The organism is Cyanobium sp. ATX-6F1, from assembly GCF_047395825.1.
In the GTDB taxonomy this organism is placed as follows: Bacteria; Cyanobacteriota; Cyanobacteriia; order PCC-6307; family Cyanobiaceae; genus ATX-6F1.
In genome coordinates, this window is the sequence record NZ_JBCEBF010000001.1 from 751,057 (window position 1) to 770,952 (window position 19,896).

Below are 19,896 nucleotides of genomic sequence, written 5' to 3' on the forward strand. Positions count from 1 at the left end.
CCATGAGCGGCAAGAAATCTTCCCTGCCTGACGGCCGTCTGCCCGATCGCCTCCCCGACGGTCGGCCGGCTGTTGCCTGGCGGAGTCGCTGGACCGAAGGAACCCTGCCCCTTTGGCTGGTGGCCACCGCCGGCGGCATCGCCGTGATCTTCGTGGTCGGGCTGTTCTTCTACGGCTCCTACGTGGCTGTGGGATCCGCCTGAATTCAAGCTCACCCTCACAACAGCGATCGAGCGGGTCCAATGGCCCGCTTTTTGTTGGGCATCCCACCCACTGAGGAGGAGTCCCCTCCAAGGCGGCTAAATTTCATGCAGCGACGAGCAGAGTTTGTCGGCCTCCTTTTCCGAACCACGGCCCGAGCGCCGCAACCGCCGTCCGCGCAGCCGGGAGCTGTTCTGCCCCGCCCACCCCGAACAACGCATCGAGGGCAACGGCAAGAAGCACTTCCTGCACCTGCTCACCCCCGAGCAACTCAAGGCCCGGGGCATGTCCGACAAAAGGGCGCGGTTGGTGATCAACGCCTACCCCGTCTTGGTGCTGAGCGACGAATGGCTCGAGGAGCTGTTCTGCCCCAGTTGCGGCATGGCCCGCTGGTGCCACGTGCTGCGCCACGACCGAGTCCATCACAGCGTCAGCTGGGCCAAGCGGGATCTGTGGCTGCAGGTGGCCCATGTGGATGCGATCGGCGGCAATCCCACCGTGAGCCAGTACTCCGCCCGGGAAGCCCAGCGCCTGCGCCACCGCCGGGCGGATGGCAAGACCTACTTCGACAAGGGTTGAAGGAGCCGGCCGGGTAGAGGTAAGGGCCCTCAGACTCCGTGATACGCACGGTACCAACGGGCGAACTCGCCCAGGCCCTCCTCGAGGGGAGTGTGGGGAGCAAATCCCACCCAGGCCTCGAGCGCCGAGGTGTCAGCTGCCGTGGCGGCCACGTCGCCAGGCTGCATGGGCTCGAACTGGGGAAGGGCCTTCACGCCCAGGGCGTCTTCGAGCAGCTCGATGAAGCGCAAAAGCGGTGTGGGTTGGCTGTTGCCGATGTTGAAGAGCCGGTGGGGCCCAGCCGCCGTGGCCGGGTTGGGATCAAGGGGATCGAACACCGGATCAGGGGTGGCTGGCTTGTCGAGGCAACGGATCACCCCTTCGAGGATGTCGTCGATGTAGGTGAAGTCGCGCTCCATGCGGCCATGGTTGAACACCCGGATCGGCTCCCCCGCGAGGATCGCCTTGGCAAACAGCATCGGTGCCATATCCGGACGGCCCCAGGGGCCATAGACCGTGAAGAAGCGCAGGCCCGTGGCCGGCAGCCCGTAAAGGTGGCTGTAGGTGTGGGCCATCAGCTCGTTGGCCTTCTTAGTGGCCGCATAGAGGCTTACCGGGTGGTTCACCGGATGCTGCTCGGAAAAGGGCATGCGGCGGTTGCCGCCATAGACCGAGCTACTGCTGGCGTAGACCAGATGTCGCACCCCCTGATGGCGGCAGCCCTCGAGCAGGTGCCCGAAGCCCACCAGGTTGCTCTGGATGTAGAGCGCAGGGTTGTCGATCGAATGGCGTACCCCCGCCTGGGCCGCCAGGTGGACCACCCGATCCGGACGCTCGGTTCCGAACAGCTCAGCCATCGCCGCACCGTCCTCCAGATCCAGCTGGTGGAAGCGAAATCCGCCGCCGTAGGCTTCCGGAAGAGCCTGCAGACGCTCAAGGCGCGCACGCTTAAGGGCTGGGTCGTAGTAGGTGTTGAGGTTGTCAAGACCCAGCACCGTTTCGCCCCGCTGCAGCAACCGTTCCGCCACGGCCGCACCGATGAAGCCGGCGACCCCGGTGACCAGAACAAGACCAGCGCTCAGCTCAGCCTGGTTCACCTCAACCTTTGCCCACCTGCCAGACCTTGAGTCCAGCGGCGCGGGCGGCAGCGGCATCGGCGATGCGACGGGCATCGAAGACCCAGGCGGGCTGCCGCATCACGGTGGCCAGAGCAGGCCAATCGAGAGTGCGGAAGGCACCCCATTCGGTAAGGATCACGATGGCATCAGCGCCTTTGGCCGCTGTTAACGGATCACTCGCCACCTGCCAAACGCCATCGCCGCTGAGCGGCTCGGCCCCAGGGGTGGGTGGTACCCCCAGGTCCTGGCTGATCTGCTCGACGTCCACCTTGGGGTCATAGATCGCCAGCTGGGCGCCCTCCTCGAGCAGGTCGCGGCAGATGGTGATCGCTGGGGCCTCGCGGGTGTCGTTGGTGTCGGCCTTGAACGCGAAGCCGAGGATGGCGAGGCGCTTGCCAGTGACGGTGCCGAACAGATCGGCCACCACGAGCCGGGCGATGCGGTGCTGCTGCCAGGCATTGAGCTCAACCACCTGCTGCCAGTAACGCGCCACCTCGTGAAGGCCGTAATGGCCGCTGAGGTAGACGAGGTTGAGGATGTCTTTCTGGAAGCAGCTGCCGCCGAACCCTGGGCCTGCTTGGAGGAACTTTGAGCCCAGGCGCGAGTCGGTGCCGATGGCACGGCCGACCTCGAGCACATCGGCGCCAGTGGCCTCGCAGAGGGCGGCGATCGAATTGATCGAGGAGATGCGCTGGGCGAGGAAGGCGTTGGCGGTGAGCTTGGAGAGCTCGCTGCTCCAGAGGTTGGTGCGCAGGATGCGCTCGGCGGGCACCCAGTGGCCATAGATCGAGGCGAGGGCCTCAATGGCGTCGGCCTCCTCACCGCCGATCAGCACCCGATCGGGATTCTCCAGATCGGTGATCGCCGTGCCCTCGGCGAGGAACTCAGGATTGGAGAGCACCTCAAAGCTTTTGCCCGCCGGGCCCGCCGCCAGGATCGTCCTGACGGTTTCGGCGGTGCGTACCGGCAGGGTGCTCTTTTCGACCACGATCGTGTGGCCACTGGCGTTGGCGGCCACCTGACGGGCGGAGGCCTCGATCCAGCGCAGGTCAGAGGCCTGGCCGGCGCCAACACCCTTGGTTTTGGTGGGGGTGTTGACCGAGAGGAAGACCATGTCGGCGCCGGAGATGGCGCCATCGACTTCGGTGCTGAAGTGCAGGTTGCGGCCGCGGCAGCGGCCCACCAGCTCGGCGAGTCCGGGTTCGTAGACGGGCAGCTTGGAGAGGTCGTCGTCGTTCCAGGCGGCGATGCGGCGGACGTTGAGATCGACCACGGTGACCTGAATCTCGGGGCAGCGATCGGCAATAACGGCCATGGTGGGGCCACCGACGTAGCCGGCACCGATGCAGCAGATGGTGCGGATCAAGGGGTCACCTCGAGGCGGGCGCGGAAGTCAGCGATGGTGCGCGCCAGGCCCTGAGCCAGAGGGATGGTGGGCTCCCAGCCGAGCTCATGGCGGGCCAGATCGATCATGGGTTGGCGCTGGAGCGGGTCGTCCTGGGGCAGGGGCTGGGTGGTGAGCGGCAGGGAGGGATTGATGGCGGCACGCACCAGCTCAGCGAGTTGGCGGATGGTGAATTCTCCGGGGTTGCCGATGTTGATCGGCCCGGGGTGGCCAGCGTTCATCAGGCGAATCAGGCCCTCCACCAGGTCGTCGACGTAGCAAAAGGAGCGGGTCTGGGCGCCCTCGCCGTAGAGGGTGAGCGGTTCACCCCGCAGGGCTTGGACGATGAAGTTGCTCACCACGCGGCCGTCATCAGGGAGCATCCGCGGGCCGTAGGTGTTGAAGATGCGGGCCACGCGGATCTCCACCCCATGCACGCGCTGGTAGTCAAAGCAGAGGGTTTCAGCGACGCGCTTGCCTTCGTCGTAGCAGGCGCGGATGCCGTGGGTGTTGACACTGCCGCGGTAGCTCTCGGGCTGGGGATGCACCTCGGGATCGCCGTAGACCTCACTGGTGGAGGCGAGCAGCAGGCGGGCGCCGACGCGGCGGGCCAGCCCAAGCATGTTGGCGGTGCCGAGGAAGCTGGTCTTGGCGGTCTTGATCGGATTGTGCTGGTAGTGGATCGGGGAGGCAGGGCAGGCCAGGTGCCAGATGCGATCCACCTCAAGCCGGATCGGTTCAGTGACGTCGTGGCGGATCAGCTCGAAGCGGGGATGCCCGATCCAGCGGGCAATGTTCTCCTTGCGACCCGTGAAGTAGTTGTCGAGGCAGAGCACCTCCTCGCCGGCCTCCATCAGCCGGTCCACGAGGTGTGACCCCACGAAGCCGGCGCCGCCGGTGACCAGGTTGCGGGTGATCGAAGCAGGCATGGAGCTGGGTGAAACGAGGAACGATCAGAGCCGCACCAGCTGCTGCTGGAGCTGCTCGCGGAACAGAGCCACCGTGCTGCGGAGGCCCTCGGCCAAAGGGATGTGGGCCAGCCAGCCCAGGGCCGCCAGGCGGCCCACATCCAGTTGCTTTTGGGGGTGCCATCGGGCTTGCTGGCATCCCAGTGGATCGCACCGGTGAAGCCCGTGGCCACCGCCACAGCCTCGGCCAGCTCCTTGATGGTGAGATCCACGCCGGTGCCCACATTCAGATGGGTGAGCGGTTCACCCTGATCATCCCGAGGGGCCCCAGGTGCGGCGGGATCCCAATGCTCAAGGGCGAACACACAGGCCTCCCCCAGATCATCGGCATGCAGGAACTCCCTGAGCGGTGAGCCCGTGCCCCAGCAGGTGACCGATGCTGCACCCGCTTCCTTGGCCTCGTGGAAGCGGCGGATCATCGCTGCCATCACGTGGGAGTTCAGCGGGTGATAGTTGTCGCCCGGCCCGTAGAGGTTCGTGGGCATCAGGCTGATCGCATCGAAGCCGTATTGCTGGCGCAAGGCGGCACAGAGCTTGATGCCGGCGATCTTGGCGATGGCGTACCACTCGTTCGTGGGCTCCAGGGGCCCGGTCAGCAGATACTCCTCCTTGATCGGTTGAGGGCAGTCGCGTGGATAGATGCAGCTGCTGCCGAGAAACAGCAGCCGGCGCGTGCCGCTGCGCCAGGCGCTCTCGATCACATGGGTCTGGATCTTGAGGTTGTCGAGCAGGAAATCAGCCGGGTAGGTGTCGTTGAAGTGGATGCCGCCCACCTTGGCGGCCGCCAGCACCACAACATCGGGCCGATTGGCCTCGAACCAGGCTCGCACGGCGGGGCCGTCCTCCAGATCGAGCTCGCTGCGGGATGCCATGAGCAGCTCGCCGTAACCGGCCGCGCCAAGGGCGCGCACGACGGCGCTGCCGGCCATGCCCCGGTGACCCGCCACGTAGATCCGGTCGTCTGGACTGATCAGGGGTGGGCTGGAAGCGGCGGCTCTATTCATGGCTTGCCGATACCGCTAGCGCCGATCACCGAGGTACTGCTGGGGGGTTCTCCATCGAGCCCACCACGTTGAAGCCCTTGAGGCGCAGGTAAGCCTCCTTCTTGGCCTCCTCCACGTCGTGGGACACCATCTCCGCCACCAGTTCCTCGAGCGTGGTGGTGGGGGTCCAGCCCAGCTTTTGGTGAGCTTTGCTGGGATCGCCCAGCAGCGTTTCCACCTCGGCCGGGCGGAAGTAACGCGGGTCGATGCGCACCACCACTTCACCCGTGCCGGCGCGCGTTCCGATCTCCTCGATTCCTTCCCCGCTCCAGACGATGCCGCCCCAGCCCAGTTCACTGGCGGACAGTTCAATGAAGCGCCGCACGGTTTCCTGGCGGCCGGTGGCGATCACGAAGTCTTCCGGCGGGCCCTGCTGCTGAAGCATCCGCCACTGCATCTCCACGTAATCGCGGGCATGGCCCCAGTCACGCAGGGAATCGAGGTTGCCCATGAACAGGCACTCGTCGAGGCCCGCATCGATCCGCGCCAGACCGCGCGTGATCTTTCGGGTCACGAAGGTCTCACCACGCCTGGGGCTTTCGTGGTTGAAGAGGATGCCATTGCAGGCATACATCCCGTAGGCCTCGCGGTAATTGATCGTGATCCAGTAGGCGTAGAGCTTGGCGACGCCGTAGGGGCTGCGCGGATAGAACGGCGTGCTCTCTTTTGGGGGATCTCCTGCACCAGGCCATACAGCTCACTGGTGGAGGCTTGATAGATGCGGGTTTTTGAAGTGAGCTCAAGGATGCGCACGGCCTCAAGGATGCGCAGCGTGCCGAGGGCATCGGAATTGGCGGTGTATTCCGGGCTCTCGAAGCTCACCGCCACGTGACTCTGGGCGCCGAGGTTGTAAATCTCGTCGGGCTGCACCTGCTGGATGATCCGGATCAGGTTCGTGGAATCGGTGAGATCGCCGTAGTGCAGCGTGAGCCGCGGGGAGGTGCCGCTGCTGTCGCGCTCGTGGGGATCTTGGTAGAGGTGATCAATGCGATCGGTGTTGAAGCTGCTGGCGCGGCGCTTGATGCCGTGCACCTGGTAGCCCTTCTCCAGCAGCAGCTCGGCCAGGTAGCTGCCGTCTTGGCCGGTGATGCCGGTGATCAGGGCGGTTTTTGAAGGGTTCTGGCTCTGCATGGAATCGAGTGGGCTGCGGGTGCCGGGCCCTAAGTCGCCCAGTATCCCAGCAATGAAGGAGGACCCATAGAGTCGCTCAGCTGAGGCGGGCAACCGGCATGTGGTGGAGGACCCCCTGGCTGAGGCAGCGCTGGCTGCTGATGGGGCTCGCCCTGCTCGATGCGGGCCTGCTGGTGGGGTTCTACAACCTGCTCTTCTGGAACCGCTTCGGTCACTGGGCGGGCTTCACGCCATCGGTGTGGGCCCTGATCGTGCTCTGGGTGGGGGCGTCTTATCTGTTGGGGCGTTACTCCAAACCGGAGCAGGGCCAGCGGGATTCCCAGCGCTGGCGCCTGCTGGCCACGGTGCTGGTGGCGCTTCTGGTGCTGGCGAGCGTGGTGGTGATCTTCAGCTGGGGCCTGAAGGTCGACGATCCACGCACGTTCCGCAGCTTCATCTTGCCGTTGCTGGCCGCCACCGCGGGCTTGTCAGCGCTCGCCCAGCTCTGGGCGAATCGCAGGCAACGGCGCAGGCACCACTGGCTGCTGGTGGGGGACGCCGGCGAGATCAGGATCCTGCAACAGGAACTCCTGGGCGACCAGGCGGCCCAGGGGCTGGAACTGGTTTACTGCGATGGAGCGTCTCTGCATCTGCAGCGCCAGCGCATCAGGGCCGGCCTCGATGGCATCGCCGTGAGTGAAGCGGCTGAACTGGATGACGGCCTGCTCCAGGAGTTGCTGGCCATCCGGGGCAAGGGAACCGCGGTGCGCAGCCTGGTGGTTTGGGCCGAGCAGCACCTTCAGCGCGTGCCACCCGAGCTGTTCTCCAGTCGCTGGCTGGTGCAGGCGGAGGGCTTCGAGCTGCAACCGGGGCGCTGGGGTTGGCGCCTCAAGCGGCTCGGCGATGTGGCCGTGGCCTCATTGTTGCTGCTGCTCAGCGCACCGCTGCTGGCGCTGGCGGCATTGGCGATCAAGCTCAACGACGGCGGCCCGGTGTTGTATGGCCAACGGCGCACAGGGATCTACGGAGAGCCCATGCAGATCTGGAAACTGCGCAGCATGGGGGTGCAGGCAGAAGCCCAGGGCGCCCAGTGGGCTCAGCGCAACGACCCAAGGATCACCTGGATTGGTGCCTGGCTGCGCAAGCTCCGCCTTGATGAGCTGCCCCAGCTGGTGAGTGTGCTCAAGGGCGACATGAGCTTGATCGGCCCACGCCCGGAGCGGCCGGAACTGGAAGGGGAACTCGAGGAGGCGATTCCCCATTACCGCGTGCGCCACTGGGTGCGGCCAGGATTGAGCGGCTGGGCCCAGGTCTGTTACCCCTACGGCGCCAGCGTGGAGGACAGCCGCAGGAAGCTCAGCTACGACCTCTATTACCTGCGTAACGCCAACCTGATGCTGGATGTGCTGATCCTGATCAAGACCCTGCGGTTGGTGGCCCGAGGGCAGGGGGCGGTGCCAAGGCACACCAGCCTGTGAATAACTCGATCACCCAAGGAACCCTGGGCGCTCAACAGGACTGATGGTGGGCGGGAGTGTACTCCGGAACCAGACGGTTTAGTGCCTGCAGGGCCCACTCTGCGTTCCAGGCCTCGATCGCGGCCTCTAGATCGGCCATCCGTTTCGTGAGTTGATCGCGTGGCAAAAAGCTTCGCGGGCCTGGCGGATCAGGGCGTGGGCGGTGGGGGCATCGGTGTCCGAGAGCAGCAGCTCCTCGTAGAGCTTTTCTCCGGGCCGCAAGCCCGTGAATTCGATCGCCACATCACCGCTGGTGTTGCCCGGCTCCCGCACCGTGCAGCCGGAGAGCCGGATCATCTGACGGGCGAGATCGGCGATCCGCACCGGATCACCCATATCCAGCACGAACACCTCTCCGCCGGAGGCCATGCCACTGGCCTGGAGCACCAGCTGAACGGATTCAGGGATGGTCATGAAAAAGCGGGTGATCGCCGGATGGGTGACGGTGACGGGCCCGCCCTCACTGATCTGCTGCCGAAACCGAGGCACCACCGAACCAGAGGAGCCGAGCACATTGCCGAAGCGCACCATTGAGCAGATCGGCCCGCGCCCTGTGGCCGCTATCGCCGCAGCTGCGTCCTGAACAAGCAGTTCACAGACCCGCTTGCTGGCGCCCATGGCATTGGTGGGCCGCACCGCCTTGTCGGTGGAGATCAGGGTGAGAGCGCTCAAGGCCACAGGCAATCGCCGCCTCGAGGGCCGAACGGGTGCCCAACACGTTGTTGGCCAGGCCCGCGCAGACATTGGCCTCCACCAGGGGCACGTGTTTGTAGGCGGCGGCGTGAAAGAGCACCTGAATGCCGTGGTTGCGGATCAGGATCTCCAGGCGCTGCCGGTCGCTGACATCCGCCAGCACGGCGACGATGGGAACCTCCATGGCGGCGGAAAGCAACTGAGCCTCCAGCTGCTGGGCAATCGAATAAAGCGCAAACTCGTTGCGCTCCAGCAGCACCAGCCGGGTGGGTCGGAGGCTGAGGATCTGGCGGCAAAGCTCCGAGCCAATGGAGCCCCCGCCCCCGTGACCATCACAGAGCGCCGAACCACCGAGGCGGTTAGCAGGGCGCGGTCAGGGACCGAAGGCTCCCGGCCCAGCAGGTCATCGATTTGGACGGGTTTGAGATCGGTCACGCGCAAATCCCCGCAGGCCAACTGAGCCAGCGAGGGCATCGCCAAGACCTGCAGCCCCTGATCGGTGAGCAGGCGGACCAACTGACGCTTGCGCGATCGAGTGGCGGATGGAATGGCGAGCAAAACCTGTCGAATTCCGAACTGATCGATCAGGGCAGGGAGGTGCTCAGGCGAGTGAATCGGCAAGCGCTGCAGCCTTCGGCCCCACAGGCTCGGGTCGTCATCAAGGACAGCCATTACTTGAAAACTGGGTTGATGGCGAAGCGCCTCGACCAGTTGAATGCCGGCCTCGCCAGCGCCGTAAATCAAGGTGGGGGTGCCCTCGGAGGCTCCTGGGCCGGCGCTTTGGCTATGCCAACGCAGCAGATCGCGCATGACAATCCGGCTGACGATCTCCAAGGAAGCGAACAACAGCCAGAACAGGAGCCAGAAGGAACGGGGCGGCTGCACCCCCCAGCAGGGTGCTGACCAGCAGCAGCAGCAACACGGCCAGCCCGGCACGGGGCAGGAGGCCATACAGGGAATGGCTGCCGGAATAGCGCGTCAGGCTGCGGTACCAGCCGCTCGAAAGCAGGACCGATAGGCCGATGAACAGGGCCCAGGGAAGAAGGTGCAGCTGAAGCTCGAATTGGGGCGAGGCGTTGTCGAGCAGCCGGAAGGCGAAGGCGGCCCAGAAGGCCAGGGAGATCAGCGCTCCATCCAGGACGAGCAGCAGCAGACGCCTGGGGATGAGCGATTGATCCAAGCGGGCCAGAGACCAGCGGCGCGCCAATCCTGAGGAGACCCTGCCGAGGGTCGGCACGCGTCTGCCAGGGAGAAAGCTGGTCAATGCTGGCGTAAGGGATCGACCGTGAATGGTCATGATTTGATTGTCACAGTCGACGCGTGCCCTGGGCACCTCCGTGTGCCAGCCGTGGATTGTTCGTGTTCTCAGGCAACTAAGTGTACGGAGCAGTAGGGTGTCATCCTTCCAAGCTGAGTGGGCTCCAGTTCCAGAGCAGGAAGCCAAGCAAGGCGCCTGACAGGGCGACGAGGGGTAGCAGCGTTGGCGGGATCAGGGCTGCCGACATCACATCTGCGGCCAGAAAGCCGCGACGGAGCATGGAGACTGAAATTCGATCCCCAATGGGCAATGCACTTTTAGTAGCACCAACATCAAGACGGACGCTTCAAGGCAAATCCCACAGCACCACCAAGAACCAGCTGAAGAACCCCGGTAGCCCAGTCAGCACGCTTCTCAGGTATCGGCCGGAAGAAACTGAGCAACAAGATCGCTGCGGAGAACTCAGCGATAGCACCGATCGACACAACCGCATTGCCCTCGAGCCGATGTCTCTGCCTGCGGTCATCGGGGTGTTCAGCACTTCTGACTTCCACGCCACCGGTGAGATCCAGAAGGGTCTTGAAATCGGCGTTGGGATCGCTCATTCAAATGCTCACGAGGGTTTCTCGTTGGTCGTCCTTCACGAATTGGAGCGTGGCACCAGCGTCTTCCCGCTCCTTAACCAGCAAATACAAGGCGAGGGCACGGCGGAACACGTCGGTTTTGGTGAGCCCCTCTGAAGTGGCCAAAGATTCCAGTCGCTCACTGAGGCGATCAGGCAGACGCACTTCCAGGCGGGAGGCTGTCATGGGCTAAAACCGGCATTGATACGGATGATATTAGGGTGAAAACTGGGTTTCTTACGGAGGAATTCCGCCTTTTCTACCTTGCCCCCTCTGGGCCTCCCCATCACACCCGCGCCGCCACCGCAAACGGCACCGCCACCCGCTGATCGAGCCACAGGCCCACCAACAGCTCAAGGGCCGCAAGGGACATCACCCAAGCCAAGCCACCAAGCAGCAACGCAATAGCAAGCAGGCCGGTGGCGCCGATGTAGAGGCTGGAGACGCGAGCATGGGGCCAACCGGCCTGGTGCAGGCGCTGGAACAGGTGCAGGCGGTGGGCCTGGAACACGCGCTGGCCGGCCAGCAAACGGCGGGGCACGCAGAGGCAAGCGTCGCCGAGCAGGGGGTGGCCACCAGCAGCAGGCCCAGGGCCAGGGGCCAGCTGGGGGCTTGCAGCACCACGCCGGCAAACACGGCGCCGAGGAAGGTGCTGCCCACATCACCCATGAACACCTTGGCGGGGCTCCAGTTCCAGAGCAGGAAGCCGAGCAGGGCGCCCACTAGGGCGGCGAGGGGCAGCAGCGCTGACGGAATCGGACCGGTCAACCCGGGGCTGGAGAACAGCGCTGTGGTGAACAGCACCGCCATGCAGCCGGCCACCAGACCATCGAGGCCGTCCATGAAGTTGGTGAAGTTGATCACGGCGGTGATTGCGATCAACAACAAGGGGACCTCCAGCCAGGCCAAGCCGAAGGGCAGGGGCGAAAGCACAACCAGGGCTACGGCCGTCAGCACTTGCACCAGGTAGCGCAGGCGGGCGGGCAGGTTGAAGCGATCATCGCCCAGGCCGAGGGCGGCCAGGGGAAGGGCCACTGCGGGCAACCAGGCAGCAGCGCCAAACCAGGGAGCGAGCAGCAGGGAGGCCAACCCCGCAACGATCACAAAAGCCACCCCCGCCACGGGGTGTGACACGCTGGTGGGCGCTCCGGACATTGGGAGTATCGGGGAGACGCTTGGCAAGGAAGGGGATCAGGCGGAGAAGCAGTAGCCAGCAAAGGCATGCCGACAAAACAAACGCTGTCAATGGAAACAGACAAGAATCTCGCAAGTCAATAGCTTGAGAAAAGACAAAAATACAAGGATATCAAGAAAATGACGCACAATTATTAAAAGTCAAAAATGTCAGCGAGCCAGCCAGATATTGAATAGCGCAAAAGAATCTCCTGGGAAAAAGGAGAAAATGAACTCTCTAAAAAAGTGTGATCAATGAATGGTCTTTTTCGATCTATAACAAAAACGTTGGCTTCAGAAAAAAAATCGTAGTCACGGACAAGAGGGTTTGTAGTAACAAGCTTCTTCCCGGAACCGAGTGCCTCAAACGTCCTCATCGTCAATCCAGCTTGACGAGGGTGAGCAATATCAAGAACCACCTTAGAATGCAGAAACACAGAGTGGAGGAGATCCTTCGCAAGTGGCGTAAATTGAAAGTCGGAGCGTTTGGCATGTCGCATGTTCCATTTAGACAACCGATATGCCTGAAAGACCCAAGGTGCCTGCAAGTATAGATACCAGAAGCACAAAATATTCGAGGGAAGACAGGAATTGAGGTTATTAACAACAGAAAAGCGGTCGCTATGCGCTGTACCAACAAAACTTATATGGTATTTAATAGAAGGAGGGCGATCCGAAGGCGCAAAACCACTACCATAAAAGAGCGCACGAAAACGAAGCCCATATTTGATCGCATCTAACGAATCAAAGGTGAATATAGAATCATACAATCTAAAGCATTTTTTCACAGTAGGGCGATTAGTCACAGAGTCCCACATGTAAAGTATGAAACGTGCCGCAGGAAAACATTGACGCATAAATTGAAGAAAAGAAGGGGTTAATGTTTGCCCGTTGATCACAAAAATATAGTCATATCTTGAAACTCCAAGGCGACTCAACAGACGCTTATAAAGACTAGTTGCGGCTGGAGTGACCAGAAAAGGGAAAAATCTAGTCAATGCCTTCCCCATTGAACTATCGAAGGGCCTATCCGGCATCCAATCTACCAAGGCCCCAAGCTTCTCTAACTCAGAAACGATCTCCAAGTGATATCCAAATATTGGAGGAGCAAAAAAAGAACACGTTTGCCGACAAGAAAACCCATGACTACAATCAGGCAATCGGCTTGGCAGAATTAACATTACGGGCAGGAGATCCGACTGCCAAGTAGCCAGACGGAACAGAGGCTAGGACAACTGAATTAGCGCCAACCTGGCTTCCATTACCGAGGTGAATCCCACCAAGCACTACCGCGCCCGCTCCAATTGAGACACAATCACCGATCGATGGTCGGGTGAGCAAACTAGGCATGAAGTCCAAATCGCGCGCTCCAATCGTGACACCTTGAAAAATTGTGGCATTTGAACCAATTCGCCAAGCCCCAATTACAGTGCCCTGAGTATGTGGCAGAAAAAGCCCCGGCCCAATGGGACAAGAAACAGAAATTTCAATTCCAAAAATAGCAAAGTTTAGAAATGATATAGACTTAGCCAGGATGCCAAGGTTGTGCCGATAAAAGCTATGTGATAAGCGATAAAGAAGTACAGGCAAATATCTTGGAGAAACGCCTGAAATCCACAATTGCAGGCAAGATGGCAGAGCTTCCTGTCCATAGATCAATTGGAATTGGCGAATTAGATCTGCATGAACTAAGTTGACAGTTCCCAAGTACAACACTTTACCAGCATCAGAAATCGTCATCCCATTAGCTTGCGATCACGCAACTCAGAATTCGCACGCTCTAGTTGGTCTTCTGGCAGAGGCTGAGATTGAACCCAAGCAGCAAAACGATCCAATCCTTCCGCTAAGGTGATTCGGGGGCAATCAGGCAGCAGTTGACGCAGCCGGGTGATATCGGCAAAATTATGTCGTATATCACCCAATCGATATTCGGAGGTAATGCGCACGGGGGCTTGCATGTTTAACGATGCCATGAGTTGCTTAGCAACTTCTAATACACTTGTGGAAATTCCACTACCCACATTGATGACGCGATTGATAGGCTCAGAAGAAAGAGCGCAAGATTGGATGGCCCTCGCCACATCTTCTACATGAACAAAGTCTCGAGATTCAAGCCCATCCTCAAATATTGGCAGCTCAAGTCCGCGGCGGATTCGAGTAGAAAAGATAGAAAGAATACCAGTGTAGGGATTATTTAAGGATTGTCCTTCACCAAATACATTTTGAAGTCTTAGTATAGCATAATCCATACCAAGTGCACCACATGCCACTCGAACTAAATCTTCTTGTGCATATTTTGTGGCAGCATAGATAGAAGCAGGGAGCACTTGATCTGATTCACGGGTTGCTACGGCTTGAAGTGGAAAGCCGCACACGTTGCATGAAGGCTCCCATTTATGGGCAGAAAGCTCGGCTAAGCTTCTAGATTGGGGAAATTGGCGGACAGAGCTTCCAACACAGGCAGGACAGATGAAGGATCCCTCTCCATAAACAGAACGACTGGATGTAAGAACAATACGCTCTACAGTCCTATTGGGTGAATTAGCAATAACGTCTAATAGAAGTGCGGTTCCTTGGGAATTAACTTGATTATAATTCGCTATAGCATACATAGATTGCCCAGTACCGGTTTCAGCCGCGAGATGCACTACACACTCAACTCCATCAAGTGCTTTAGAGAGAGCCTGTGGATCGAGTATTGAGGCTCGGACAAATTCAACAGAAGAGCTTGATAACCAACTCAAGCCCGAAGGAAGTTCACCATGTACCTGTGAAGACAGAGAATCTAGAATGCGAATTTGAACGGCAGAAGACTTAAGAATTCTGCAAAGATTTGCACCAATAAATCCAGCACCACCTGTAATCAGTATGGTAGTCATACTTAAATTGACAAATGAGGTGAGAATTGCAACAAAAGTCTTGTCAAAGAATGTGGGGAGACGGGGTCATTAAATGGGGTGTGGCACAAGATCCTAAAGAATCTACATCAACGTTCGATTTTATGCTTTTCAGGACGGCAAAAGACGACCAAACCAATTGAGGAGAATTCTCCTGAGAAATCTTAATATCTGAAAGAGAACAAACAGCACAGTAGAAAGAGAAGAGAGCGATCCACGCTTTCGACAATTAAGTATATTCTCAATATTACCAAGATACATCGCTAAGACATTACTGCTAAGTCTAACACGATTAGATTTAGCTGGATTGGCATGATTGCTATAATCTCTTGTATCATACTCTACCAATCCTAATCTCAAAAGCAATATCGACCCCTTTTCGGCAAGCCTATTATAAAAGTCACCTTCCTCTGCAAATCTTCTACCAAAAGGGAATAAACCAGCAGCAAGGAATGACTCAGAACGAACAACAAGGGTTGACGGCTGAATATAGTTTCGCAGGAGAAGATCTAAGGTTCTCAAAGAAGTTACAGTGTTTTCCAATATACCAGTACAATTAGGCGAGTCGATTAAACAACATGCCACAGCCATAATGCTTGGGTGGCAAAAAAGAGGAATCTGAAACTCCATCTTATTAACGGCCCATTGATCATCGGCATCGCAAAACGCAATGAAGTCAACACCTGCACTTAAGGATGCATTAATACCAGTATTTCTAGAATTTGACACACCTTGATTAACCTGATGGGTAATAATGTCTACCAATCCAATGAATCTATTGGCCAGCCCACCAATCAACATCTTTGAAGATAGAGGAGAAGAGCAATCATTGACGATAACGATGAGGCATGGCGGAAGGGTCTGATTGGCGACAGATGAAATCGCATTAAATACCTCTGGACCATTATTGTAAAAAGGAATAACAACGGAATATTTCATTTTACTATTTCAGGCTCTTGCGGCCAATGGCCAAGCATGAAGTAGCAGTAAGTGTATTTGAAGCAAAAAACAACAAAAGAATAAATGCTATAAAATAAGTAGGAAGAAAAAAGAAGTTCGAAAAAAATGACGTCAATATAGTCATTAAACAAAGCGCCATGGCTGCAGATGCAAATATATTTTTTTCCTTAGTACGTTTATAAAGTGATGAGGCAACAAACATGCCATAAATAACAATGGATAGGTAAAAGCTAGCAAACCAGCCAGCCTGCTTAAAGGTTAGGAAGCCGGTACTAACATTCAAAGCAGGATTGTCTAAGTCAATCGAACAATTTAATACGCTATATTGGCCGGAGAAGAAGCTCCTTAATGGTGAAGGAAAAAGAGAGAGGATAGGCGAAAATTCATCAGCGCACGTATCAGCCCATGCAGAATTTAGATTACCCAACGGACTAGTAAAATATACTAGCACCCATGTAAAGCCAGAAGGCAGTAAAGCCAGCAAGCCCTTTGTTCTTTCGTCAAAAAGAGAAAGAAAAGGATTGGCATATTCACCACGTGAATCGCCAATGATGCCGAATACTATAATAAGAACAATCACTCCCAAGATAAATGGAACTATATTTTTTACCGAAATTTTAATTTGATTTAAGTAGAAATAAGTAGCCACTAAGTAGCAGATAAAGAATACTAGGTGCCCCCTCCTAACAGTTAAAACCTGGTAAAGAAGGATTGAGCCAACACCAATGATTCTAGACGAGCGAGAGAGCCTATCTGAAAAAGATAGATAAGGAAGGAGCAAGAGTGCGATTGCATTCATAAAGCCGCCGAGGCCTTTTGTCCCCCATTCTCCATAGTTATTGAAGCCAAGGCTAAAAATTGGAAGAGTGCCTTGTGTAGCAATCTCGAGTATCGTTAATCCTATCCAAAAAGCATATATATATCTAACAATAGATGAGACTTGTTTAGTGGAAAAATTCCAGCGTGTCAAGGAAACTATAGGAACAGACGAAACCGCAAAGAAGACTAGGACTGGCGCAGATATCAACATAACTAGTAAGTTACTAGAAACTTCTTGATAATGCGCCATTGGGAAAGCTATATATAGACCGAGGCAGGAAACTAATAACAGATAATAAGCCTGAAGAAATAACATCATGATCCCACTTAAATTAATTGAGCCAAACCAAGCTTCGCTATCCTTAATATGAATAATACATACTGCAAGCCTGGCATAGGCTCTGTTTTGAGCTGAACTTCAAAGAACTCGAGAAGGTAATGAAAAGAATCGCTTGAACTGTAACCAGACAAACCATAGCAACCTGCTATAAATGAAGAATGAACTGTAGCCACACCAGCAGTTACAGCTATCTTAAGAAAGTAAGCATCTGCCATCATCGGAAATCTTGAAGAATATAAGCCAAAACGATGGTGCAGTTGTGTTTTTATGAGGGTGCCGACCGAATGAGATGACCCTATACCATGCATTCCAAGCAACCAGCCTAATTTTTGCCTTGGATAAATAATTTGACGCCCCCTTCTTATTGCAGAAAATATTAAGTCAGGCTCATTATTAAGTCCTATTAAAGTATAATAGTTTTCTATGGCACATCTATCCAACGTATCGTCCGCTCCTACCACTAGATAATATTGGGTTTGAACATGAAGAATAGCACGATTTAACCCATGATAAATGGAGAAATCTTCACCCCTAAGAATATTTTTATTCTCTAGTTCCGTTGCTTCAACGATGTGGATAGTATCGTCGATTGATCCAGAGTCTGCGACGAGCCAAATAAAGTCAAGCCTTGACTGCGCTTCTAAAGACTTGGCCAAGCTCCCAATATGCCGAGCAGCATTTTTTGTAGGAGTTACAATGGTGATTTGATTATTAATCATGCAAGATCGAATCGATCAAGGACAATAAATTTGAGGCACTTAAAGTCAATTAGAATTAACCAGAAGCCTGAACGCAAGATACAATTTAAAGATGGGTAACAGAGCAGCTCGAATTATTGCCATTCCTGAGCCAACCTGAAGAGGCCGCAAAGAGATAACCCGCAAGTGCGGATCTACCCCACCCAACCCCTTGCTAGCGCTGCCGCCTCCTGGCAAAGCGCCTCGAGATGGACGGGGGGCGGGCGGAATGGTCCAGGGATTGGGCTGGCCTCCCATGCAGGCGGAGCTGAGGGCAACCGCATCGGTGTTGCGCCGCATGGCTGTTAAGCAGATCCGTGTGGGCCGGAAGATCCACTCCGTAACTATGCAGCCGGTGCACCCAGCCATAGCCGGTGGCAGCCCGGTGGAGGTAGATGGTGGGGGGCATGGCTGGCCGATGTCCTGCTTTGGAGCGGAGCTTGCGGTCCATCCGGCCACGGGCATCGAGATCTTTCGGTGGTCTGCCCCGTGATGGCCTGGATCTGTGGCTGTGCTGCTGCCGGCTGGTGGAGATGTAGGCATTCAGCCCGCGCTGCCCACAGGCCTTAAGATTCAAGGTGCTGCAGTAACCTGCGTCTGCCGTGAGCACCACTGGCAACTGGCTGGTGTTGGCCAGGGTCCGCTCCAGCAACCGCTTCGCGGAAGCCAAGGCCTAGGAGCGTGTCGCACGTTGAGCCCGACCAAGGCCTGACACAGCGGCTGGTGGTTCAGCGAATTGATTGGCCAAAAAGCCAGCCGCATTGAGGGGGACCTCAGGCCCTCGCCACCACCACCCTGAACAACTTGAGGATGTTGTGGGTGGTAGCCATCAGGGCCCATTCCCCATTCACCTGCTCCAGGCCCCGCAACCAGAACCGATCCAACCGCCTGGCCCCCTTGATCTGGCCAAACACCGGCTCGACCACCGACTTGCGCAAGGCGTAGACCGCCTGCCCTGCTTTGGAGCTGAGCTTGCGATCCATCCGGCCACGGGCATCGAGATCTTTCGGTGGTCTGCCCCGTGATGGCCTGGATCTGTGGCCGTGCTGCTGCCGGCTGGTGGAGATGTAGGCCTTGAGTCCGATCTGCTCGCATGCCTCCAGGTTGGCGCTGCTGCAGTAACCCGCGTCTGCCGTCAGCGCGGCGGGCAACTTACCGGTGTTGGCCTTGATCCGCTCCAGCATGGGCATCAGATGCACCGCATCGCTGGCCTGGTTGCTGACGCCGATGGCCACGATCACCTGGTGATCACCATCGACGGCGGCCTGGGCGTTGTAGCCCTGGATCCAGCCATCACTGCCCTTGAGGATGTGGCTGTCGGGGTCCGAAAAGTTCCTCTGAGCCTGGGGCTTGGGATTGCCCGTCGCATCGGTGGGGAGATGGCGGTGCGGCATCGCCATGGGATCGGCTTCTGCGGCTGTGACCGGTGAGGCGAGTCCAGCAACCTCTGCGTTCTCTATCGCCAACTTCTGGGCGTCATCCGCCCGTTTGCGGGCACCACGAGCACGCCGTGCCGCGCGCTTGCTGGCCTGGGCATCGCTACTGGCCTCAGCCTCGGTTGCTTTCTGCTCTGCTTCCTCAGCCTGCTCTGTGTGTTGGCGAGCCTTGCTTGCTGCCGCCTCGGCCTCCAGCTCAGCCTTGGCCTTGCGGATCCACTCCAGCCGGCTGCTGCGCCGCTGCAGCTCCTCAGGAAGTTCATCACCCCGCTTCTCTTTGCCGTACTGGCCGTCTTCCTGGGCGTCGATGATCTCTGCCTTGCGCAGCAGCGCCCGCATTTCGGCTTCCAGCTGCTTCTCGCTCCTGAGCATCCGCTCGTGACTCATGGCCTTGTGCTTGCTGGCGTTGGCTTTGACCTTGGTGCCATCCAGCGCCACATGACCCAAGCTCACCAGCCCCGCCTTCTGGCACAGCCGCAGCACCTGAACAAACAAGCCGGCCAAAGCCGTGAGATGGCGCCGGCGAAAATCGCTGTAGCCGTAAGGCTTCTGCGTAGCAGTAACGGCTGTGGTCGGGTTGCTGGTTGCCGGTCAGGACCCGGAAGGCGGCGTCCTCCCAGCAAGTCTTCTCAATCTTGCGGGAGCTGGGCAGCCCGACGCAGTAGGCATACAGGAGCAGCACCACAATCATTCGGGGCTCATAGGCCTTTTCGCCCCGAGGATCCTTCTGGCGGTAGACGGCGTGGATCGCCTCGAGATCCAGCTCAGCGGCCAGATCCAACAGGAAAAACACCAGGCTATTCTCTGGAAGCCAATCCACCGGTGAGGGTGGCAGCAGCAGCGTCTGCTCGGGGTTCCATGGACGGAAGGATTTGGGCCTGACCATGACCCATTCTCCCGCCCAGAGCCGCTGCTGTCACAGGGATCTGGGCAGATTCAGGGCCGTCTGTGGAGAGGCTGGGCGCTGATCTATGTGCGACAAGCTCCAAGTGGGTTCCTGGCGAATCCATCCACTAAAACTCAATCAGCTCGCTTATAAATTGGCCTGCCCTAATGCTAAA

Annotated in this window: 20 protein-coding genes and 3 pseudogenes; 3 read left to right on the forward strand and 20 right to left on the reverse strand. The window is 57.9% G+C overall.

Features of this window, described 5'->3' with window-relative positions:
- Window positions 1–2 precede the first annotated feature (2 nt).
- Both AAF143_RS04685 and AAF143_RS04690 read left to right on the forward strand, forming a co-directional pair.
- Entirely contained in the window at window positions 3–203 is a 201-nt protein-coding gene (locus AAF143_RS04685) for a photosystem II reaction center protein J (RefSeq protein WP_255008432.1), read from the forward strand.
- A gap of 124 nt (window positions 204–327) precedes the next feature.
- On the forward strand, window positions 328–780 hold the full coding sequence (locus AAF143_RS04690) for a hypothetical protein (RefSeq protein ID WP_255008433.1): 453 nt from the start codon (window positions 328–330) through the stop codon (window positions 778–780).
- A 29-nt stretch (window positions 781–809) separates the two neighbouring features.
- Here the strand turns inward: AAF143_RS04690 and AAF143_RS04695 are convergent, their stop codons facing one another.
- The 5 genes and pseudogenes from AAF143_RS04695 to gmd all read right to left on the reverse strand — a co-directional run bounded on the left by AAF143_RS04695 (window position 810) and on the right by gmd (window position 6,403).
- A complete protein-coding gene (locus tag AAF143_RS04695; RefSeq protein WP_255008434.1) occupies window positions 810–1,856 on the reverse strand; it encodes an NAD-dependent epimerase in 1,047 nt (348 codons plus the stop codon).
- A 1-nt stretch (window position 1,857) separates the two neighbouring features.
- Entirely contained in the window at window positions 1,858–3,243 is a 1,386-nt protein-coding gene (locus tag AAF143_RS04700) for a nucleotide sugar dehydrogenase (protein WP_255008437.1), read from the reverse strand.
- The gene (locus AAF143_RS04705; protein ID WP_255008439.1) at window positions 3,240–4,190 is read right to left on the reverse strand and encodes a UDP-glucuronic acid decarboxylase family protein; all 951 of its coding nucleotides are present in this window, start codon (window positions 4,188–4,190) and stop codon (window positions 3,240–3,242) included. Before AAF143_RS04705 ends, AAF143_RS04700 begins: the two co-directional genes overlap by 4 nt.
- A 24-nt stretch (window positions 4,191–4,214) precedes the next feature.
- Window positions 4,215–5,233, reverse strand: a pseudogene (locus AAF143_RS04710) (GDP-L-fucose synthase family protein).
- A gap of 25 nt (window positions 5,234–5,258) precedes the next feature.
- Window positions 5,259–6,403, reverse strand: a pseudogene (gene gmd, locus AAF143_RS04715) (GDP-mannose 4,6-dehydratase).
- A 140-nt stretch (window positions 6,404–6,543) separates the two neighbouring features.
- Here gmd and AAF143_RS04720 point away from each other — a divergent pair.
- Complete coding sequence (locus tag AAF143_RS04720) at window positions 6,544–7,860, forward strand: exopolysaccharide biosynthesis polyprenyl glycosylphosphotransferase (RefSeq protein ID WP_414026563.1); 1,317 nt, start codon at window positions 6,544–6,546, stop codon at window positions 7,858–7,860.
- 126 nt (window positions 7,861–7,986) lie between these two features.
- Here AAF143_RS04720 and AAF143_RS04725 read toward each other — a convergent pair whose 3' ends face one another.
- The 15 genes and pseudogenes from AAF143_RS04725 to AAF143_RS04795 all read right to left on the reverse strand — a co-directional run bounded on the left by AAF143_RS04725 (window position 7,987) and on the right by AAF143_RS04795 (window position 19,721).
- Window positions 7,987–8,571, reverse strand: coding sequence for a polysaccharide biosynthesis protein (locus AAF143_RS04725; RefSeq protein WP_414026564.1), 585 nt, complete (start codon window positions 8,569–8,571; stop codon window positions 7,987–7,989).
- Complete coding sequence (locus tag AAF143_RS04730) at window positions 8,492–8,902, reverse strand: polysaccharide biosynthesis protein (RefSeq protein WP_414026891.1); 411 nt, start codon at window positions 8,900–8,902, stop codon at window positions 8,492–8,494. Before AAF143_RS04730 ends, AAF143_RS04725 begins: the two co-directional genes overlap by 80 nt.
- A gap of 218 nt (window positions 8,903–9,120) precedes the next feature.
- A pseudogene (locus tag AAF143_RS04735) lies at window positions 9,121–9,402 on the reverse strand (nucleoside-diphosphate sugar epimerase/dehydratase); the annotation flags it as partial.
- On the reverse strand, window positions 9,377–9,772 hold the full coding sequence (locus AAF143_RS04740) for a hypothetical protein (RefSeq protein WP_414026565.1): 396 nt from the start codon (window positions 9,770–9,772) through the stop codon (window positions 9,377–9,379). The pseudogene AAF143_RS04735 and the gene AAF143_RS04740, both read right to left, overlap by 26 nt.
- Before the next feature lie 410 nt (window positions 9,773–10,182).
- Window positions 10,183–10,455, reverse strand: coding sequence for a hypothetical protein (locus AAF143_RS04745; RefSeq protein WP_255008454.1), 273 nt, complete (start codon window positions 10,453–10,455; stop codon window positions 10,183–10,185).
- Window positions 10,456–10,659: a CopG family transcriptional regulator gene (locus tag AAF143_RS04750; RefSeq protein WP_255008456.1), complete on the reverse strand. Its 204-nt coding sequence runs from the start codon at window positions 10,657–10,659 to the stop codon at window positions 10,456–10,458. It abuts the gene before it with no gap.
- Between the two features lie 186 nt (window positions 10,660–10,845).
- Window positions 10,846–11,607 carry a hypothetical protein gene (locus AAF143_RS04755; protein ID WP_414026566.1) on the reverse strand — a complete coding sequence of 254 codons (762 nt, stop codon included), beginning with the start codon at window positions 11,605–11,607 and terminating at the stop codon, window positions 10,846–10,848.
- Between the two features lie 194 nt (window positions 11,608–11,801).
- A complete protein-coding gene (locus AAF143_RS04760; RefSeq protein WP_414026567.1) occupies window positions 11,802–12,731 on the reverse strand; it encodes a hypothetical protein in 930 nt (309 codons plus the stop codon).
- Between the two features lie 67 nt (window positions 12,732–12,798).
- Window positions 12,799–13,386, reverse strand: a complete 588-nt coding sequence (locus AAF143_RS04765; RefSeq protein ID WP_255008461.1) for a serine O-acetyltransferase — start codon at window positions 13,384–13,386, stop codon at window positions 12,799–12,801.
- The gene (locus tag AAF143_RS04770; protein ID WP_255008462.1) at window positions 13,383–14,525 is read right to left on the reverse strand and encodes an NAD-dependent epimerase/dehydratase family protein; all 1,143 of its coding nucleotides are present in this window, start codon (window positions 14,523–14,525) and stop codon (window positions 13,383–13,385) included. Before AAF143_RS04770 ends, AAF143_RS04765 begins: the two co-directional genes overlap by 4 nt.
- A gap of 129 nt (window positions 14,526–14,654) precedes the next feature.
- Window positions 14,655–15,482: a glycosyltransferase family 2 protein gene (locus tag AAF143_RS04775; protein WP_255008464.1), complete on the reverse strand. Its 828-nt coding sequence runs from the start codon at window positions 15,480–15,482 to the stop codon at window positions 14,655–14,657.
- Window positions 15,483–15,486: 4 nt separating this feature from the next.
- Window positions 15,487–16,638 carry an O-antigen polymerase gene (locus AAF143_RS04780; RefSeq protein ID WP_255008465.1) on the reverse strand — a complete coding sequence of 384 codons (1,152 nt, stop codon included), beginning with the start codon at window positions 16,636–16,638 and terminating at the stop codon, window positions 15,487–15,489.
- Between the two features lie 11 nt (window positions 16,639–16,649).
- Window positions 16,650–17,381: a glycosyltransferase gene (locus AAF143_RS04785; protein WP_255008468.1), complete on the reverse strand. Its 732-nt coding sequence runs from the start codon at window positions 17,379–17,381 to the stop codon at window positions 16,650–16,652.
- 791 nt (window positions 17,382–18,172) lie between these two features.
- A complete protein-coding gene (locus tag AAF143_RS04790) occupies window positions 18,173–19,207 on the reverse strand; it encodes a transposase (protein WP_409995639.1) in 1,035 nt (344 codons plus the stop codon).
- Entirely contained in the window at window positions 19,098–19,721 is a 624-nt protein-coding gene (locus AAF143_RS04795) for a transposase (RefSeq protein ID WP_409995634.1), read from the reverse strand. Before AAF143_RS04795 ends, AAF143_RS04790 begins: the two co-directional genes overlap by 110 nt.
- Window positions 19,722–19,896 lie beyond the last annotated feature (175 nt).

Bases quoted from the DNA above. Each gene is read 5' to 3' on its own strand.
- AAF143_RS04685 (WP_255008432.1), top strand. From the start codon at position 3: ATGAGCGGCAAGAAATCTTCCCTGCCTGACGGCCGTCTGCCCGATCGC.
- AAF143_RS04705 (WP_255008439.1), bottom strand. From the start codon at position 4,190: ATGCCTGCTTCGATCACCCGCAACCTGGTCACCGGCGGCGCCGGCTTC.
- AAF143_RS04720 (WP_414026563.1), top strand. From the start codon at position 6,544: ATGGGGCTCGCCCTGCTCGATGCGGGCCTGCTGGTGGGGTTCTACAAC.
- AAF143_RS04745 (WP_255008454.1), bottom strand. From the start codon at position 10,455: ATGAGCGATCCCAACGCCGATTTCAAGACCCTTCTGGATCTCACCGGT.
- AAF143_RS04750 (WP_255008456.1), bottom strand. From the start codon at position 10,659: ATGACAGCCTCCCGCCTGGAAGTGCGTCTGCCTGATCGCCTCAGTGAG.
- AAF143_RS04765 (WP_255008461.1), bottom strand. From the start codon at position 13,386: ATGACGATTTCTGATGCTGGTAAAGTGTTGTACTTGGGAACTGTCAAC.
- AAF143_RS04770 (WP_255008462.1), bottom strand. From the start codon at position 14,525: ATGACTACCATACTGATTACAGGTGGTGCTGGATTTATTGGTGCAAAT.
- AAF143_RS04775 (WP_255008464.1), bottom strand. From the start codon at position 15,482: ATGAAATATTCCGTTGTTATTCCTTTTTACAATAATGGTCCAGAGGTA.
- AAF143_RS04780 (WP_255008465.1), bottom strand. From the start codon at position 16,638: ATGTTATTTCTTCAGGCTTATTATCTGTTATTAGTTTCCTGCCTCGGT.
- AAF143_RS04785 (WP_255008468.1), bottom strand. From the start codon at position 17,381: ATGATTAATAATCAAATCACCATTGTAACTCCTACAAAAAATGCTGCT.
- AAF143_RS04790 (WP_409995639.1), bottom strand. From the start codon at position 19,207: ATGCTCAGGAGCGAGAAGCAGCTGGAAGCCGAAATGCGGGCGCTGCTG.
- AAF143_RS04795 (WP_409995634.1), bottom strand. From the start codon at position 19,721: ATGGTCAGGCCCAAATCCTTCCGTCCATGGAACCCCGAGCAGACGCTG.